Below are 16,731 nucleotides of genomic sequence, written 5' to 3' on the forward strand. Positions count from 1 at the left end.
CCGATTCTGTCGGCGCCCCGGTTTATCGTGCTGGGGGTGAAGTTCAGCGGATTCGGAGAGCACGCCGTCGAGTTCTACGACGGGCTGCTCGCGGACAACACCAAGGCGTACTGGGACGACCACGTCGAGATCTACCGGGAGCACGTCCGGGATCCGATGACGGCGCTGCTCGGCGAGCTGGAACCGGAGTTCAGCGAGGGCTTCGGCGAGCCGAAGGTGTTCCGCCCGTACCGCGACGTCCGGTTCGCCCGCGACAAGACGCCGTACAAGACCCACTGCGGCGGCGTGATCGAATCCGGCCGCGGCGGCGGCGCGTACTACGTCGAGGTGGGCCCGGCCGGCCTGCGCGTCGGCGGCGGCTGCTTCCACCTGGCATCGGACCAGCTGGCCCGCTACCGCACCGCGGTGGACACCGAGCTGCACGGGCCGGAGCTGGAGAAGATCCTGGCGAGCCTGCGCAAAGCAGGCTGGGAAATCCTCGGCGACCGGCTGAAGTCCCGCCCGCGCGGCTACGCCGAGGACCACCCCCGCATCGACCTGCTGCGCCACCGCTCGGTGTACGCGGCGCGGTCCTGGGAACCGGACGACTTCCTGCACGAACGCGAGGCGCTGGACCGGGTCCGCAAGCACTGGCGGCAGCTGCGGAAGTTCAACGAGTGGGCACGCGACCACGTCGGGATCAGCGAGCAGCCTCGCCGCTGAGGCGGTGGCGGGCGCCGGTGGTGCCGGGCCGGCGACGGGCGGCGGTGGTGCTGAGGCAGTGAAGGGCGGCCGCGGAGCCGGGACGGTGGGCAGGCCCGGAATCGGCGCGCGTGCTCACCCCCTCGGGTGGTTCTCCTTCCCGGTTTCCGTCACCGCCGTACTCGCTGTGCCGGTTACCCCGCACTGAATCCTTCCCGTCCTCTTCCCCGGGAGTTTCGGGATCGGTACAGACGCGAGCGCGTCGAGCGACTAGGCTCCCGGACGTGAGCCGACGCGCGAAGATCGTTTGTACGCTGGGTCCCGCAACGAACACACCGGAAAAGATGCGGGCACTCGTCGACGCCGGAATGGACGTCGCGAGGATGAACTTCAGCCACGGCAGCCACAGCGACCACAAGCAGGTCTATGACCTGGTCCGGTCCGCGGCCGCCGAGGCTGGCCGGGCGGTGGGGATTCTCGCCGACCTGCAGGGACCGAAGATCCGGCTGGGCACGTTCGCCAGCGGATCGGCCGAATGGCACACCGGGGACGTCGTCCGGATCACCGTCGAGGACGTCGCCGACACCCATGACCGGGTCTCCACCACCTACAAGGGCCTCGCCAAGGACGCCAAGCCGGGCGACCGGCTGCTGGTCGACGACGGCAAGGTCGGCCTGGTGGTCAAGGCTGTCGAGGGCCAAGACGTGGTCTGCGAGGTGACCGAGGGCGGTCCGGTCAGCAACAACAAGGGCGTGTCGCTGCCAGGCATGGACGTCTCGGTGCCCGCGCTGTCCGAGAAGGACATCGAGGACCTCGAGTTCGCCCTGCAGCTGGGCGTCGACTTCATCGCGCTGTCCTTCGTCCGCTCGCCGGCCGACATCGACCTGGTGCATCAGGTGATGGACCGGGTCGGCAGGGGCCGGCTGCCGGTCGTCGCGAAGATCGAGAAGCCCGAGGCGGTCTACAACCTCGAGGCCATCGTGCTCGCCTTCGACGCGGTGATGGTCGCCCGCGGCGACCTCGGCGTCGAGCTGCCGCTCGAGCAGGTCCCGCTGGTGCAGAAGCGCGCCATCCAGATCTGCCGCGAGAACGCGAAGCCGGTCATCGTCGCCACCCAGATGCTGGAGTCGATGATCAGCAACTCCCGGCCGACCCGCGCCGAGGCGTCCGACGTCGCGAACGCGGTTCTCGACGGCGCGGACGCGGTGATGCTGTCCGGCGAGACGAGCGTCGGCCGCTACCCGATCGAGACGGTCCAGACGATGGGCCGGATCGTCGAAGCGGTCGAGACCGATTCGCCGGTCGTGCCGCCGCTGTCGCACGTGCCGCGCACCAAGCGGGGTGTCATCTCCTACGCCGCTCGCGACATCGGCGAGCGGCTCAACGCCAAGGCGCTGGTGGCGTTCACGCAGTCCGGCGACACCGTGCGCCGCCTCGCGCGGCTGCACACCCGGCTGCCGCTGATGGCGTTCACGCCGGAGCAGAGCGTGCGCAGCCAGCTGGCGCTCACCTGGGGCACCACGACCCAGATCGTGCCGCGAGTGGACTCCACCGACCAGATGATCCAGCAGGTCGACCACGCGATGCTGGAAATGGGCAAGTACCAGCGCGGCGACCTCGTGGTGATCGTGGCGGGCTCCCCGCCCGGGACGGTCGGCTCGACCAACCTGATCCACGTCCACCGGCTCGGTGAAGACGACCACGCATAAAGGACGTGCCGGAACCCTTGCGCATACAGTTCCGGCATGACTGAGATGGCCAGGAAAGCCGCCACCGGACTCGACACGAGCCCCGGTGGCGGCGGGCAGCCGGTGCTGGACAAGCTCGTCGCGCTGCTCGACCTGGAGAAGATCGAGGAGAACATCTACCGCGGCGTCTCGCCCGCGCATTCGCCGGTGCGGGTGTTCGGCGGGCAGGTCGCCGGGCAGGCGCTCGTCGCCGCCGGGCGGACCGTGCCGGAGGAGCGACGGGTTCATTCTCTGCACGCGTACTTCATCCGCGGCGGCGACCCGAGCGTCCCGATCGTGTACGAGGTGGACCGGATCCGTGACGGCCGCTCGTTCACCACCCGCCGCGTCGTCGCGGTCCAGCACGGCAAGGCGATCTTCTCGCTGTCCGCGTCGTTCCAGAAGGACGAGCGGGGCATCGAGCACTCCGAGACGATGCCGGACGTGCCCGCTCCGGAGACGCTGCCGACCTTCCCGGAACGCACCGCGGGCTACGGCCTGCGCTTCGCTGACCACCCGCGGCCGATCGACATCCGCTACATCAGCGAGCCGCCGTGGGTCACCCGCACCACCGGCGCGCCCCCGGCGAACAACCGGGTCTGGATGCGCGCCGACGGCACGCTGCCGTCCGAGCAGTTGCTGCACGTCTGCGTGCTCACCTACGCCTCGGACATGACGCTGCTCGATTCGGTGCTGGCCCGCCACGGCGTGTACTGGGACGTCGACCAGGTGCTGGGCGCCAGCCTGGACCACGCGCTGTGGTTCCACCGCCCGTTCCGCGCCGACGAATGGTTCCTCTACGACAGCACCTCGCCGAACGCCTCGGGCGCCCGCGGGCTGGCGACCGGCCGGTTCTTCACCCGCGACGGGCTGCACGTCGCCACGGTCGTCCAAGAAGGACTGCTGCGGGTCCGATGAGGGCGCGAGGGGCCACGGAGAGTGGTGATCCGCGCGGGAATGGCCGGAAATCACCCCGCCGCCGAGGCGGAATTGCGCGGGGAAAACACGTCTGAGTAATACTCGGTGCCGGGAGGAAGGTGCCCGGGACCGGTCGGGGGGCGGCCCCGGACACCCTGCCGGCCGGTTTCCCGCGATCCCGCGAAAGGCTCCGGACGGCCGTCGTCTACCCTGCTCAGGGCCGTCGGCGCGGCTTGATTCGCGCGTCGGCCCGCAAGATGCCAGAGTACAAGCGCACTCTGCATAATGCAGGTCGGAAGCAGGCAACGGCACCGTCCGCCCGGGCCGGCGGGAATACCCGGTGTTAATACTCCACTGACTAGCCGATCTGCTGGTTAGATATGCAGTGCGGGCAACAATACGGACCGGAGGTGCTGTCGTGGCGAGAGGCCAGGGACCGACCGTTCGCCGCCGGCGCCTCGCGAGCGAGCTGCGGAGGCTGCGCGAAGCCGCCGACCTCACGATCGACGAGGTCGGCGAAAAGCTGGAGTGCTCGGCGTCGAAGGTGAGCCGGATCGAGACCGGTCACGTCGGCGTCACCCCGCGCGACGCACGGGACATGCTGGCGCTCTACGGCATCATCGGCGACGAGCAGGAGGCGCTCGTCCAGCTGGCGCGCGAAGCCCGCAAACGCGGCTGGTGGCACGCCTACAACGAGGTGTTCACCGGCACGTTCGTCGGTCTGGAGGCGGACGCGAGCTCGCTGCGGGCGTTCCAGGCGCTGCTCGTGCCCGGGCTGCTGCAGACCGAGCGGTACGCGTTCGCGGTGATCCGCGCGCTGCGCCCGGACGCCGAGGAGGCCGAGATCCGCCGCCGCGTGGCCGCGCGGATGGCCCGCCAGCAGCTGCTGAACGAGAATCCTCCGCCGGAGTACTGGGCGGTGATCGACGAGGCGGTGCTGCACCGAGTGGTCGACAGCCCCGAGGTGATGGCCGAGCAGCTGTACCGGATCACCGCCATGGCGGAGAAGCCGAACGTGACCGTTCAGGTCGTGCCGTTCGGCGCCGGAGCGCATCCCGGCATGGAGGGACCGTTCCTCATCATGGGCTTCCCCGAGCAGGCAGACCCCGATGTCGTCTACGTCGACGACAGCACTTCCAGCGGCCTGTACCTCGAACAGCCCGAAGACGTCCGGCGCTACGCGCTGATGTTCGACCACCTGCGCGCAGCCGCGCTCAAACCGGACGATTCGGTGGCTCTGATCACCGACGCGGCCGGCCGGTTCGCCGAACTGGCCGCCGCGGCCGACCAGTAACCGGGGACACTCGCCCCGAGACAGTGAGGATGTGGGGAGCATGAGGCCGGACCTTTCCGGAGCCCAGTGGCGCAAGAGCAGCTACAGCGGCGGAGGCAACGACTGCGTCGAGGTCGCCTTTGTTGACGGCGGTGCCGCGGTGCGCGATTCGAAAGACCCCGAAGGCGGTGCCTTCCGGCTGCCCGCGGCCGGCTGGCAGGGACTGCTCGACGCGGTGCGCGCCGACGCCCCTGGCGAGTCCTGAGCAGTTCGCTCAGCTGAGACCCCTTACCCAGCTCGACCTGGAGATCTCCGGTCGGCTGCGCGGGTAAGGGGTCTTTTCGCGTCCAGGGGTAGGTGATCACCTGATGTCCGGGGCGGCCCCTCAGCACGAAAGTAGACGTCGACAGAGAACGACGCCCGAGCTGGGGAGACAACGATGAGCGACTACAACTGGGACGCGACTCGCGCCGAGGTGGACTACCGGATGGCCGAGCTGCGCCGCAGCGCCCGCCAGGCCCGGCTGAGCCGCGGCAACCGCGTGGTGCGCTGGGTGCGCACGCACCGCACGACGCAGGTCGAGGTGCCGCGTCAGCAACGACGAACCGCGGCGGTGCCGGTCGGGGATCAGCGGACAGCGGCGGTACCGGAGGCGCGCGCCCGACAACACGCGTAAGCCGGGGCTCGCAATGATCGGGGTCGGGACCAGATCGGCCGCTCGCTCCGCCCCATCGTCGGTGAAAGGCCCCTTGAGGGACTTGGGTTCCCGCAAGGGGCCCTGCACGGACCGCGGAGCGGACTGGTCACGGAGATCACGGTCCGAACCGCACATCGCCCGGAAATCCATGCCGGAACTGTCAGAGGGGTAGGCGAGAATGCATCTTGTGCCTCGTCTCGGATCCGGTATCCCGCTCGTAGCCCGCACTCATGAGATGCGGCGGCTGCGTGCCGCCTTCGCGCGCGCGGAGCGCGGGGAAGCAGGGGCGGTACTGATCGCGGGCGACGCCGGCGTCGGCAAAACCCGCCTGCTCACCGCGCTCGGCGAGCACGCCGCGGGATGCGGCGCGCTGGTGCTCACCGGCCGCTGCATCGACGTGCGCGACGGCGGTCTGCCCTACCTGCCGTTCGCCGAGGCGCTCTCGCCGCTCGGGGCGTCGTCCGATCCGGCGGTGGCCGCCGCGGTGCGGGCGCGGACCGCGCTCAGCATGCTGCTGCCGCAAAGCGGCGAGCCGAAGCCGGTGGCGGGGGACCAAGGGCAGGTTTCCGAGGGGGAGCGAGAGGGCGTCCGCCGGATCCGTCCGGAGCAAGATCTCGGTCAGCTCCAGCTGTTCGACGCGGTACTGGGGGTGCTGACCGAGGTCGGCCAGGAGCAGCCGGTGGTGCTGCTGCTGGAAGACCTGCACTGGGCCGATTCCTCTACGCGCAACCTGCTGTCCTTCCTGCTGAGCCGGCTGCGCGCGCAGCGGCTGCTGGTGGTCGTCAGCTATCGCGAGGAAGACGTGCACCGCCGGCATCCGCTGCGCGGCACGTTGTCCGAACTGGTTCGGCTGGCCACTGTGGAGCAGGTGGCGCTGGCCCCGTTGGCACCGGCCGACGCACGCGCGTTCGTGGCGGCGCTCGCCGAGGAACCGCTGTCGCCGGACGTGATCGCGGACATCGCCGAGCGGTCCGAGGGCAATCCGTTCTTCGTGGAGGAGCTCCTCGCCACCGGAACTGACTGCCAAGACCTGCCAGCCGGGCTCGCCGAGGTGCTGCTCGCCCGGCTGGAGCGCTTCCCGGCCGAGACCCGCCGCGTGCTGCGGGTCATCTCGGTGGCGAACGAAACGGTGTCGCACGCGGCGCTCGCGCAGGTCGCCGGCATCGGCGAGCTGGAACTGGACGAAGCGCTGCGCGAAGCCGTGCAACACCACCTGCTGGTGATCGAGGACGGTTTCTACGCTTTCCGCCACGCCCTGCTGCAGGAAGCGGTCTACGCGGACCTGCTGCCCGGCGAGCGCACGCGGATGCACGCTGGTTACGCGGCGCGGATCAAGTCGACGCCGCAAGGTCGCGGGCACGACGCGAAGCTGGCTTTCCACAGCCTGGAGAGCCGGGATTTCGACACCGCTCTTCCCGCTTTGCTGCGAGCTGCCTGCGAGGCGGAGAAGCTGGGCGCCCCCGGTGCCGCGTTGCGGCACATCGAGCAGGCACAGTCCATTTGGGACGCCGTCGCTCCGGAGAACCGCCCCGAAGGCACGAACGAGCTGAAACTGCTCAACGAAGCTTCCTATTTCGCGGGTACGTCGGGCGAGCCGGAACGAGCGGTGGCGTACGCGCGGTCGGCCACCGAGGCGCTGACGCCGGACACCGCGCCGGAGGTGGCGGCGAAGGTCTGGCGTCGGCTGGCAGAGACGTTGCTCGCGCTGGAAGGCACCTTCGACGAGGCAGTACGGTCGATCGACCGGGCGTGGGAGCTGGTCGCCGAGCGGGAGCCGAGTGCCGCGCGCGCCTGGGTGCTGGCGTCGCGTGCCGGGTTCCAGCGGGTGCGGGATCTGCCGGAGGAGGCGATGGACAGCGCGCTCACCGCGGTCGCGGATGCGCGGGCGGTAGGTGCGGTCGGGCCGGAAGCGTCGGCGCTGATCACGATTGGCACGCTCGCGGACAGCGCGGGCGATACGGTGGAGGCTCGCGAACGCTTGCGCGAGGCCGAACGCAAGGCGCGCGAGGCTGGAGCGTTGAACGTAGAGCTCCGCGCGATGTACTTCCTCGCGCTCAGCTATGACGATCAGGCCGAAATGGACTCGGCGCGCGTCCACGCGGCACGGGGCGTCGCGCGGGCGGAGGAGACCGGGCTCACCTGGAGCACCTACGGGTTGGAGTTGCGGGCCCGGCTGCTGTACCTGCGTTATCTCAGCGGGGATTGGCCGAAGGAAGACGCTGCCGGTCGTGCCGGACGCGGGGTGTCGAGCGCGGTCGCCGCCCGGATTATCGCCAACTGGGCGCTGTTCCTGGTGGCGCGCGGCCGGTTCGACGACGTGGCCAAGGCATTGCCTGGCCTTCGGCAGCAGTGGATGGCCGACATCCAGATCGCGACGGCCGCTGGGGACGCGGCGATCGAGCTGGCGGCGTGGCGCGGCGAGCACGTCGAGGCGCTGCGGGTCACCGAGGAGTTGCTGCGGTGGCTGGAGAAGATCGAGCCGATGCTGCTCGGCGGGATCCGGATCGCGGCGCTGGGGCTGCCGTCGGCCGCGACGCTGGCCGCGGAGGCGCGGGCCAAGGGCGACCGGGAGGCGGCGGACGGATTTGTCGCGGCCGGACGGCGGCTGCTGGAGCATGCGCGGCGCTGTGCGGCGGAGGGACATCCGCGGTCGGGGACGATGGGGCCGGAAGGACGGGCGTGGCTGGCCCGGGCGGAAGCGGCGGCGTCCGCGCTGGAAGGGACGGCTGATCCGGCGCTGTGGGGCCAGGCGGCGGAGGCGTTTTCCTACGGTGCGGTGTACGAGCAGGCGGTGTGCCGGTGGCGGCAAGGGGAGGCGTTGCTGGCGGCGGGACAGCCCGGCGCGGCGGAGGTGCTGGAGGCGGCGCATTCGGTCGCGATGACGCTGGACGCGGTGCCGCTGCGGGACGCGGTGCGTGCGCTGGCGCGGCGGGCTCGGGTGGAGCTGGTCGGCGTGGAGGCGGTGCCGCCGGTGCGCGCCGCGGTGAATCCGCTGACCGACCGGGAGCGGGACGTGCTGGAGCGGGTCGCGCTGGGGCGGACGAACCGGCAGGTGGGAGAGGAGCTCTACATCAGCGAGAAGACGGTGAGCGTGCACCTGTCTCGGGTGATGGCGAAGCTCGGGGCCAGCCGGCGGGCGGAGGCCGTGGCCATCGCTTACGACCGGGGGTTGCTGACTGCTCCGCACTGAGGCCGCACTGAGGCCGCATTGTGGGCCGCCAACCGCGCCCATCCAGCTCAGCTTCGGGGTGCCTGACCGGGTCAGGCACCCCGAGTCGTCACCGCCCGGGCAGCCGCCGCAGCAGCTTCATGCTCGCCGTCATCAGCCGAGCCCACAGCGACCCCGAAACACCCTTCGGCGGCCGCAGCCCGATGCCGCGCTGCATGGCGATCGACTGCGGCTCCGTGTACTTGAGCAGGCCCTCCGCGCCGTTGCGCCGTCCAGCACCGGATTCCTTCATGCCGCCCATCGGCACGCCGACGGTTCCGAACGTGGCCGCGTAGCCCTCGTTGACGTTGACCGTGCCTGCCTTGAGCCGCGCTCCGATTTCCCAGCCCGCCCGGCCGTTGCGTGTCCAGACGCTGGCGTTCAACCCGAACGGTGTGTCGTTCGCCCGCTCGATCGCCTCGTTGACATCGGTGAACCCGTAGATCGACACCACCGGCCCGAACGTCTCCGAAGCGAACGCGGTCATCTCGGCGCTCACCTCGGTCAGCACGGTCGGCTCGTAGAACAGCGGCCCGAGATCCGCCCGCGGCCGTCCGCCGGTGAGCACCTTCGCGCCCTTGGCGCGGGCATCTTCCACGTGCGCCGACACCGTCTTCAGCTGGCTGGCTGAGGTCAACGACCCCATTACGGCGCGATAGTCCAACGAACCGCCCAGCCGAAGCGCTGCCGTCCGCGAGACGAACTCCCGGGTGAACTCCTCGCGCACGCTCTCGTGCACGTAGATCCGTTCCACCGACACGCAGAGTTGCCCAGCCGACGAGAAGCACGCCGTCACCGCGCCTGCCGCTGCCTTCGCGATGTCCGCGTCGGGCAGGACCAGCATCGGGTTCTTCCCGCCCAGCTCCAGCGAATAACTGGTCAGCCGTTGCGCGATCCGGCCGGCCAGGTTCTTGCCGGTCGGGGTGGAGCCGGTGAAGCAGAGGTAGTCGCATTCCTCCAGCAGGGCGTCGCCGATCTCCGAACCCCGGCCCAGCACGATCTGCCACAGTCCGGCGGGCAATCCGGCCTTCTCGGCCAGTTCCTGCAGCCACAAGGCGGACAGCGCGGTCTGGTTGTCCGGCTTCTGCACGACCGCGTTCCCGGCCACCAGCGCGGGGAACACGTCCATCGCGGTGAGCGCGAGCGGGTAGTTCCACGGCGAGATGATCCCGACGACGCCCTTGGGATGGCGCAGTTCGCCGGCGCGCGTCAGCCCGGGGATGACGCCGGGCGCGCGCCGGGGGGAGAGGATCTTGGCGCTGTGCTTGCCGTAGTAAGCCGCGACCAGGACGGTGGCGCTGACCTCGTCGAATGCGTCGATCCGGGCCTTTCCGGCCTCGACCTGCACCAGATCGAGCACCTCGGCCTGACGTTCGAGGACCAGGTCGTGCAGCTTCAGCAGGAACTGCTGACGGCGCGACACCGGCAGCGCCGCCCATTCCCGCTGTGCGTCGCGGGCGGACGCGAAGGCAGCGCGCACCTCGGCGTCGCCGGCCTGGGGGAGCGAGGCGATCGCCTCGCCGGTGAACGGCGCCGCCATCCGCACGGGCGCGGAGTCGGCACCGCCGGTCACCCGGGCTACGAGGGCGGCCGCGCGGGCTGCGGACGGCGCGCCGGGAACGCCGCCGACAGTCGAGGGCAGGGGCGGCTCGGTCAGCTTCGCCGGGGTCGTACTCGTCACTGAGCGCACCTTCTTCCATGCGGGCCGGGTGTTACCGACGAGTACACCATACCGGCGGTATGGAAACTAGTCGCCCGAATACAGCAGCACGGCGATCCGCTTCCACTCCTCCAGCAGCTGGCGGCGCCGGCGCGGGTCGCCGCCCAGCTCGGCGTCCAGGGCGAGGCCGCGGGTGAGGTTGACGGTCAGCCAGAACAGCATCTCCGCGCGTTCTTTCGGCAGGTCGCCGGCGACGGTGCTGATGTGCTCCAGCGTCGCCCGGCCCAGCGCGCGGTCGACCGGCCGGATCGCGGAGCGCAGCTCCGGGTCGGTGCGAGCGGCGACCCACAGTTCGGTGACGGCGGTGGAGAGGGTGCCCGAGTAGCCCTCCCAGAGCAGGTCGATCGCTGCCGCGACCCCGGACGCGCCGCCGGGCAGATCGACGAGCGAAGCGGCGAGCTGGGTGCGCAGCTTCGTGGTCAGGTGCTCGACCGCGGCCGCCATCAGCTCGGCCTTGGCGGCGAAGTAGTGCTGCACAGCGCCCTTCGACACGCCTGCGCGGCCGCAGATTTCCTGCACCGACGTGCGCGCGTACCCGATGTCGACCAGGCAGTCGATCGTCGCGTCCAGCAGGGCGGTGCGCGTCTGCTCCCGGCGTTCGGCCTGGGTGCGGTGTCCCCGGGCGACCTCAGTCATCGCGGCTCCTGCTTTACGTACCGGACGGCTCGGATGTACATTCCGGTTAGAACTTACCTGCCAAGCGTCATGTTTTCCAGTCAGCAGGAGGCGTCGCCGTGCCGTTGCAGATCCAGAAGAGCTCGTGGAGCAGCACTACCGAACTCGAGGACCTCCGGGAACTCGCCCGGTCGTTCCTCCAGAAGGAGTTCATGCCGAACCAGGAGCGCTGGGCGGCTGAGAAGAAACTGGACCGGGAGATCTGGAACAAGGCGGGCGAACTCGGCCTGCTCTGCCTTTCCATCCCGGAGGAGTACGGCGGAGGCGGCGGCACTTTCGCCCACGAAGCCGTGCTGTACGAGGAACAGGCTCGGGCCGGGGACAGCGCCTGGGGCGTCACCGTCCACAGTGGAATCGTCGCGCATTACCTGCTGGCGTATGCGTCGGAGGCGAAAAAGCGCGAGTGGCTGCCGAAGATGGCCACCGGCGAGCTGGTCGGCGCGGTCGCGATGACCGAGCCGGGTACTGGTTCAGACCTTCAGGGCATCACCACCCGCGCGGTCCGCGACGGCGACCACTACGTGATCAACGGCGCGAAAACGTTCATCACCAACGGTTTCCACGCCGGCCTGGTGGTGGTCGCGTGCAAGACCGACCCGAACGCCGGCGCGCAGGGCGTGTCTCTGATCGTGGTCGAGACCGACACGCCGGGCTTCCGCCGCGGTCGCGTGCTCGACAAGGTCGGGCTCAAGGGACAGGACACCGCCGAGCTGTTCTTCGACGACGTCCGGGTGCCCGCCGCGAACCTGCTCGGCGACGCCGAGGGCCAGGGCTTCGTCCAGCTGATGCTGCAGCTGCCGCAGGAGCGGCTGATCATCGCGGTGACCGCGGTCGCCGGTCTCGAATCCGCCGTCAACCTGACCATCGACTACACCAAGGAACGCACCGCGTTCGGCCGGCCGATCTTCACCTTCCAGAACACGAAGTTCAAGCTCGCCGAGGCGGCGACCGAAGCCGCGGTCTCCCGCGCCTTCCTCGACCAGTGCATCGAACGGCATCTCCGAGGCGAACTCGACGTGCAGGGCGCGGCGATGGCGAAGCTGTGGACCACCGAGCGGGTGAACAAGGTGGTGGACGACTGCGTCCAGCTCTTCGGCGGCTACGGCTACATGACCGAGTACCCCATCGCGCGGGCCTGGACCGACGTGCGGATCTCCCGGATCTTCGGCGGCACCAGCGAGATCATGAAGGAAATCATCTCCCGCACGCTCTGACCCTCGTCGCTGCCGCGAAAGGACTTTCCCGTGAAGCAAGGTCCGCTTGCCGGGCTGCGGGTGGTGGAGCTGGCCGGTCTCGCGCCCGCCCCGTTCGCCTGCATGATCCTCGCCGACCTCGGCGCCGACGTGATCCGGATCGACCGGGCCACTCCCGGCGCCGACGTGCTCGGCATCCCGAACGACCCGCTCGCCCGGGGCCGCCGGTCCATCGGCGTCAACACGAAAACGCCGGAAGGCGTCGAGCTGGTGCTGCGGCTGGCCGACCGCGCCGATGTGCTCGTCGAAGGCTTCCGGCCCGGCGTCGCGGAACGCATGGGCATCGGCCCGGAGCAGGTGCACGCGCGCAACCCGCGGCTCGTGTACGGCCGGATGACCGGCTGGGGCCAGGACGGCCCGCTCGCCTCGGCTGCCGGGCACGACATCAACTACCTCAGCGTCGCCGGCGCGCTCGACCCGATCGGGCGGGCCGGCGAGCGGCCGGTGCCGCCGCTCAACCTGGTCGGCGACTTCGGCGGCGGCGGCCTGCTGCTCGCCATGGGCCTGCTGGCCGCGCTGCACGAACGCACGACGTCCGGGCGCGGCCAGGTGGTGGACGCGTCGATGGTGGAAGGCGCGGCGCTGCTCACCACGAGCCTGCACGGGATGCGGGCGGCCGGCGTGTGGCCGGGGGAGCGGGGCACGAACCTGCTCGACGGCGGCGCGCCGTTCTACGACACCTACGAGACTGCGGACGGCAAGTACGTCGCCCTCGGCGCGATCGAGATGCGGTTCTGGGCCGACCTGGTCAAGGTGCTCGGGCTGGAGAACGAGGACCTGCCAGTGCACCTCGACCAGAGCCAATGGCCGCGGCTGCGCAAGATCCTGGCCGATGCGGTCAGCCGGTTCACCCGTGCCGAACTGGTCGCCCGCGCGGAAGGCACCGACGCGTGCCTGACCGCGGTCCTGTCGCCGTGGGAAGCCGCCGAACACCCGCAGAACGCGGCGCGCGGCACGTTCGTCGACATCGGCGGCACCGTGCAGCCCGCGCCGGCCCCGCGATTCGACCGGACGCCCCCGGCGACTCCGGAAGCACCGCACGAGAAGGGCTCGGACACCGCGGAGGTACTGGCGGAGCTGGGCTACGACGCGGAAGGAGTGGCCGCGCTGCGGACCGCTGGCGCGATCGCTTGAGCGGCGGGTGAGTGCCGCACCGCCGGGAGATGCCGTGAAGGGAACATTGAGGGACTCAGAGTCCCTCAATGTTCCCTTCACGGACCCGGCCTGCGGGGGCGCGAGGTTCGCGCTCACCCGGGCAGATCGGAGCGGACCACCGAGTAGAGCACGTGGTCGCGCCAAAGCCCGTCGCGGAAGTCGAACCCGCGGAGGACCCCTTCGCGGGTGAACCCCGCTTTTTCGAGCGACCGCTGCCCGGCCCGGTTGCCGACCTCGGTGCTCGCCTCGACGCGGTTGAACTGGGTGTGCGCGAACAGGTAGCGCACCAGCTGCTGCTGTGCCTGAGCGCCGAGGCCGTGTCCGCGCGCCTCCGGCAGCAGGACCATGCCGATGTTCCAGCAGTAGGTGTGCGGGCCGGTCCGGGTGCGGTGCCACGAGACGATGCCGAGCGGGCGCTCGCCGAGCGTCGGGACGAGCATGCCGTGGTCAGTGGTCAGCATGCCGTTGTCGCGCCACTGGCGGCGCAGATAGCCGGGATCGTGCCAGCCGAACCATTGGTGCTCGCCGACCGTTTCCGGGTCGTTGGTGACCGCTTCGAGCAGATCGAGGTCGGACTCGCGCACCGGGCGGAGAGTCACTGCGCCGTCGTCCATCGCGGGAGCTTATCCAGGCCGCTTCCGGTCGCGGTGTCACCCGATGGTGCGCGCCCTCACCCGGGAGTGATCTTTCCGGTGGGTTCTGCGCCGGCGACGGGCCATCCGGTCAGGTGCTCACTAGAGTGGGAGAGGACTCTGCGGGGGCAGGGCCGGCGTCCCGCCCGGGGCCCCGGGGGAGCGGACGGGGATGGAGCCATGTCGAGCGGGCTGAAGAAGATCGTCATCATCGGAGTGGTCGTCCTCGTGCTGTTCTTCCTGATCACGCAGCCGACCCACTCCGCGGACCTGGTGCACCGGCTGCTCGGCTGGCTGAAGGACGGCGCCGAAGCGATCATCACCTTCTTCAAGAGTCTCTTCGCCTGACCTCGGAATTCGATGCCCGCCGGGAGATCTCCCGGCGGGTTTGTCACGCTCGGTCACCTAGTCCTGGGATGCGGCCGTTTCGCTCGACCATCCGGGTGGATTGCCCCCTGAAATCGCCTGGTCATGGAATTTGTCGGGTCCGGGGTATGGCGGAGAAACCCGGTGCCGCCCTACGGTGCTCACATTGCGTGATCAATCGGTTCTCCGATCCCCCGGGAACCGGGTCACGGCGGGCCTTCCGCCTGGTCACGCGTGGGGTGCCAGTCGTGGACGCGCAACGGGGCAGACAGTCGAGGTCTGCCCGTCGGGGACCGATGAGGAGGCAGGGATGACCGGAGATCCCGGAGTGGACGCGTTGATCCGGCAGTGGTCGGCCGAGCGCGAGAAGACCCCCGAGGAGCAGGAGGTCGATCGCATCGCTTCCGCCTGGCTCGCCGACGCGCCGGCCGCTCCGCCCGGCATCCCCGGCCAGCGCGCCCGGTCCGGACCCGCCCGCTGGGCGCCGGTCGAGGCCGCCGACCCCGGCTACCTGGACGCGATGCGCGCCCGGCTGCCGGAGGTCCCGGAAGACCTGCTCGTCGCCGCTGCCGGATGGTGGCAGATGGTCGGCGACGTCGCCGAAGCCGAACAATGGTGGGACGCCGGGATCAGCCCGCTGGACCAGCGAGCCCTGGATTACCGTGCGGCCGGCCTCGCCCCGTCCGACCTGGCCCGTCGGCTCGGTCCGATGACTGTTCTGCAGCACCTGCGCCGCGGCAGCGCGCCGGCCTGGTGTGTCGCCCGGCTCGCCCGCCAGCAGAAACCGGCCTGACGAAGTCGCCTCCGCCCCAGCCGGGGCGGAGGTTTCTTTTCGGAAGTGCGGCTTTCGTTGCGGGGCAGCGGGAATCCGCTCGGCTGGCTGAGGATCTCGGCCTGGCTGAGCCAGGTCGAGCCGAGCGCGATGCCGCGGCGGAGGCTGCCTGGCTGGCGCGGGCCGAGCCGGATTGGCTGGGCGGATGGCTTCCACCTCAGCGCGGCTGAGCGGCGGATGGCGTCGATCCCGGCTCATCTGAGCGGCGGGACAGCGGAAGTTCTCGCGCTTGCGGAATCGGACGGCGCTGCCGCCCATCCGCGGAATTTCTCTCGGGGTGCTCGCCGGAGGCGGGACCGCCGGCCGGTGCCTGTCGATGGCCGAACAGGCGGATCAGCCGAAAAGCCGCGACACCCCGCCAAGCGGATCGATCGGCGCATACCGGGCCGGGTAACCCGGCCGGGTGAGTCCTCTCGGCGGACGGTGCGTCGTTCGAGGCAGGGCAAGCCTGGCTGGCGAGGCCGGATTACTCGGTCGAGTGAACCAGCGTGGCGAGCGACATCGCAGCGCGCGCGTAACGCTAACCTGCGCGGGCTCGTTGAGTGTTGCGAACCCCCACCACGCTGGAGACCGGAGTTTCGTGCCCGCCACCGGACAGACCCCTGACACCGCGCAGGACGCCGACCCGGCGCAGGCCGAGGCCGTCGTACCGGCCGCGGTCGTGTCGCCTGCCGAACCGTCGCCTGCCCGCAAGCGCGGGCCGGGTGCCGCGCTCGCGGTGCGGCTGGCCGTGGTGGTCGCGGTGCTCGCGGTCGCGGGCGGCGGGATCTGGATCGTGACCAGGGCGGCGGCTCCGACCGCCAGCCCCACCACGACCGACATTCCGGCGCTCAGCGTCAAGGCCGTGGACGTGCGGCCGGGCTCGGTCGCACCGGTCAAGGCGATCGTCGCCGGGAACGCGACCGATCAGGGCACCGCGCCGCAGGCCGCGCACTCCGGCGGCGGTGACCCGCTGGAAGGCTGGGCGGCCAAGGTCGCGACGGTGACCGGCATCCCGGCGCGGGCGGTACGCGCGTACGGCAACGCCGAACTCGCGATGCGCCAGGCGGACGCCGGCTGCCGCATCTCCTGGGCGACGCTGGCCGGCATCGGCCGCATCGAGTCCAATCACGGCCAGTACGGCGGCGCGGTCCTGCAGCCCGACGGCCGCCCGTCGAAGCCGATCATCGGCGTCCCGCTCGACGGTTCCCCCGGCGTCCGTGCGATCGGCGACACCGACGGCGGCCAGCTCGACGGCGACCCGTACGCGGATCACGCGGTCGGCCCTATGCAGTTCATCCCGAGCACCTGGCGCAAGTGGGCGGCGGACGGGAACGGGGACGGCCTCGCCGATCCGCAGCAGATCGACGACGCCGCCCTCACCGCGGCCCGCTACCTCTGCGCCGGCGGCCGCGACATGTCGAGCCCGTCGGGCTGGTGGGCGGGGATCCTGTCGTACAACAACTCGACCGAGTACGCGCAGAAGGTCTTCGGCCTGGCCGACGGCTACGCCAAGTCGGCGCAGAAAGTCCAAGCCGGCTGATCACTCCGGACCAGCTCGCGTGAGGCCCCTCGCCGACATCCGATTCCGGCAAGCGGCCCTTCCCGGACCTGG

15 protein-coding genes are annotated in these 16,731 nt (G+C 70.6%); 12 read left to right on the plus strand and 3 right to left on the minus strand.

The window, feature by feature from the left end; translation table 11 throughout:
• Nucleotides 1-36 precede the first annotated feature (36 nt).
• From AMYBE_RS0103030 to AMYBE_RS0103060, 7 genes are all read left to right on the plus strand, one after another.
• Nucleotides 37-702, plus strand: a complete 666-nt coding sequence (locus AMYBE_RS0103030) for a DUF2461 domain-containing protein (RefSeq protein ID WP_020657859.1) — start codon at nucleotides 37-39, stop codon at nucleotides 700-702.
• Between the two features lie 263 nt (nucleotides 703-965).
• Entirely contained in the window at nucleotides 966-2,390 is a 1,425-nt protein-coding gene (gene pyk / locus AMYBE_RS0103035; RefSeq protein WP_027927327.1) for a pyruvate kinase, read from the plus strand.
• 36 nt (nucleotides 2,391-2,426) lie between these two features.
• Complete coding sequence (gene tesB, locus AMYBE_RS0103040) at nucleotides 2,427-3,326, plus strand: acyl-CoA thioesterase II (protein WP_027927328.1); 900 nt, start codon at nucleotides 2,427-2,429, stop codon at nucleotides 3,324-3,326.
• A gap of 418 nt (nucleotides 3,327-3,744) precedes the next feature.
• A complete protein-coding gene (locus tag AMYBE_RS0103045) occupies nucleotides 3,745-4,620 on the plus strand; it encodes a helix-turn-helix domain-containing protein (RefSeq protein WP_020657862.1) in 876 nt (291 codons plus the stop codon).
• A gap of 40 nt (nucleotides 4,621-4,660) precedes the next feature.
• On the plus strand, nucleotides 4,661-4,864 hold the full coding sequence (locus tag AMYBE_RS0103050; RefSeq protein ID WP_020657863.1) for a DUF397 domain-containing protein: 204 nt from the start codon (nucleotides 4,661-4,663) through the stop codon (nucleotides 4,862-4,864).
• A gap of 174 nt (nucleotides 4,865-5,038) precedes the next feature.
• Entirely contained in the window at nucleotides 5,039-5,275 is a 237-nt protein-coding gene (locus AMYBE_RS0103055; protein WP_020657864.1) for a hypothetical protein, read from the plus strand.
• A 199-nt stretch (nucleotides 5,276-5,474) separates the two neighbouring features.
• Entirely contained in the window at nucleotides 5,475-8,486 is a 3,012-nt protein-coding gene (locus tag AMYBE_RS0103060; protein ID WP_027927329.1) for a helix-turn-helix transcriptional regulator, read from the plus strand.
• A gap of 88 nt (nucleotides 8,487-8,574) precedes the next feature.
• Here AMYBE_RS0103060 and AMYBE_RS0103065 read toward each other — a convergent pair whose 3' ends face one another.
• Both AMYBE_RS0103065 and AMYBE_RS0103070 read right to left on the minus strand, forming a co-directional pair.
• Nucleotides 8,575-10,185 (minus strand): succinic semialdehyde dehydrogenase, encoded by a 1,611-nt coding sequence (locus AMYBE_RS0103065; RefSeq protein WP_020657866.1) that lies wholly within the window; start codon nucleotides 10,183-10,185, stop codon nucleotides 8,575-8,577.
• 66 nt (nucleotides 10,186-10,251) lie between these two features.
• Nucleotides 10,252-10,860, minus strand: a complete 609-nt coding sequence (locus tag AMYBE_RS0103070) for a TetR/AcrR family transcriptional regulator (RefSeq protein ID WP_020657867.1) — start codon at nucleotides 10,858-10,860, stop codon at nucleotides 10,252-10,254.
• A gap of 98 nt (nucleotides 10,861-10,958) precedes the next feature.
• Here AMYBE_RS0103070 and AMYBE_RS0103075 point away from each other — a divergent pair, with 98 nt between their 5' ends.
• A complete protein-coding gene (locus AMYBE_RS0103075) occupies nucleotides 10,959-12,113 on the plus strand; it encodes an acyl-CoA dehydrogenase family protein (RefSeq protein WP_020657868.1) in 1,155 nt (384 codons plus the stop codon).
• 30 nt (nucleotides 12,114-12,143) lie between these two features.
• Nucleotides 12,144-13,286: a CaiB/BaiF CoA transferase family protein gene (locus tag AMYBE_RS0103080; protein ID WP_020657869.1), complete on the plus strand. Its 1,143-nt coding sequence runs from the start codon at nucleotides 12,144-12,146 to the stop codon at nucleotides 13,284-13,286.
• A gap of 113 nt (nucleotides 13,287-13,399) precedes the next feature.
• Here AMYBE_RS0103080 and AMYBE_RS0103085 read toward each other — a convergent pair whose 3' ends face one another.
• Nucleotides 13,400-13,921 (minus strand): GNAT family N-acetyltransferase, encoded by a 522-nt coding sequence (locus AMYBE_RS0103085; protein ID WP_020657870.1) that lies wholly within the window; start codon nucleotides 13,919-13,921, stop codon nucleotides 13,400-13,402.
• Nucleotides 13,922-14,119: 198 nt separating this feature from the next.
• Between AMYBE_RS0103085 and AMYBE_RS45385 the strand changes: the two genes are divergently transcribed.
• The 3 genes from AMYBE_RS45385 (at nucleotide 14,120) to AMYBE_RS0103105 (ending at nucleotide 16,659) form a co-directional block, all read left to right on the plus strand.
• A complete protein-coding gene (locus AMYBE_RS45385; RefSeq protein ID WP_020657871.1) occupies nucleotides 14,120-14,287 on the plus strand; it encodes a hypothetical protein in 168 nt (55 codons plus the stop codon).
• A gap of 328 nt (nucleotides 14,288-14,615) precedes the next feature.
• Nucleotides 14,616-15,098 (plus strand): hypothetical protein, encoded by a 483-nt coding sequence (locus AMYBE_RS0103095; RefSeq protein ID WP_020657872.1) that lies wholly within the window; start codon nucleotides 14,616-14,618, stop codon nucleotides 15,096-15,098.
• Between the two features lie 619 nt (nucleotides 15,099-15,717).
• Nucleotides 15,718-16,659, plus strand: a complete 942-nt coding sequence (locus AMYBE_RS0103105; protein ID WP_020657874.1) for a lytic transglycosylase domain-containing protein — start codon at nucleotides 15,718-15,720, stop codon at nucleotides 16,657-16,659.
• Nucleotides 16,660-16,731: the final 72 nt, after the last annotated feature.

This window comes from Amycolatopsis benzoatilytica AK 16/65, assembly GCF_000383915.1.
Classification (GTDB): Bacteria; Actinomycetota; Actinomycetes; order Mycobacteriales; family Pseudonocardiaceae; genus Amycolatopsis; species Amycolatopsis benzoatilytica.

Excerpts from the sequence above, each read along its gene's own strand:
- tesB (WP_027927328.1), top strand. The coding sequence starts at position 2,427 with ATGACTGAGATGGCCAGGAAAGCCGCCACCGGACTCGACACGAGCCCC.
- AMYBE_RS0103050 (WP_020657863.1), top strand. The coding sequence starts at position 4,661 with ATGAGGCCGGACCTTTCCGGAGCCCAGTGGCGCAAGAGCAGCTACAGC.
- AMYBE_RS0103055 (WP_020657864.1), top strand. The coding sequence starts at position 5,039 with ATGAGCGACTACAACTGGGACGCGACTCGCGCCGAGGTGGACTACCGG.
- AMYBE_RS0103060 (WP_027927329.1), top strand. The coding sequence starts at position 5,475 with ATGCATCTTGTGCCTCGTCTCGGATCCGGTATCCCGCTCGTAGCCCGC.
- AMYBE_RS0103070 (WP_020657867.1), bottom strand. The coding sequence starts at position 10,860 with ATGACTGAGGTCGCCCGGGGACACCGCACCCAGGCCGAACGCCGGGAG.
- AMYBE_RS0103085 (WP_020657870.1), bottom strand. The coding sequence starts at position 13,921 with ATGGACGACGGCGCAGTGACTCTCCGCCCGGTGCGCGAGTCCGACCTC.
- AMYBE_RS45385 (WP_020657871.1), top strand. The coding sequence starts at position 14,120 with ATGTCGAGCGGGCTGAAGAAGATCGTCATCATCGGAGTGGTCGTCCTC.
- AMYBE_RS0103095 (WP_020657872.1), top strand. The coding sequence starts at position 14,616 with ATGACCGGAGATCCCGGAGTGGACGCGTTGATCCGGCAGTGGTCGGCC.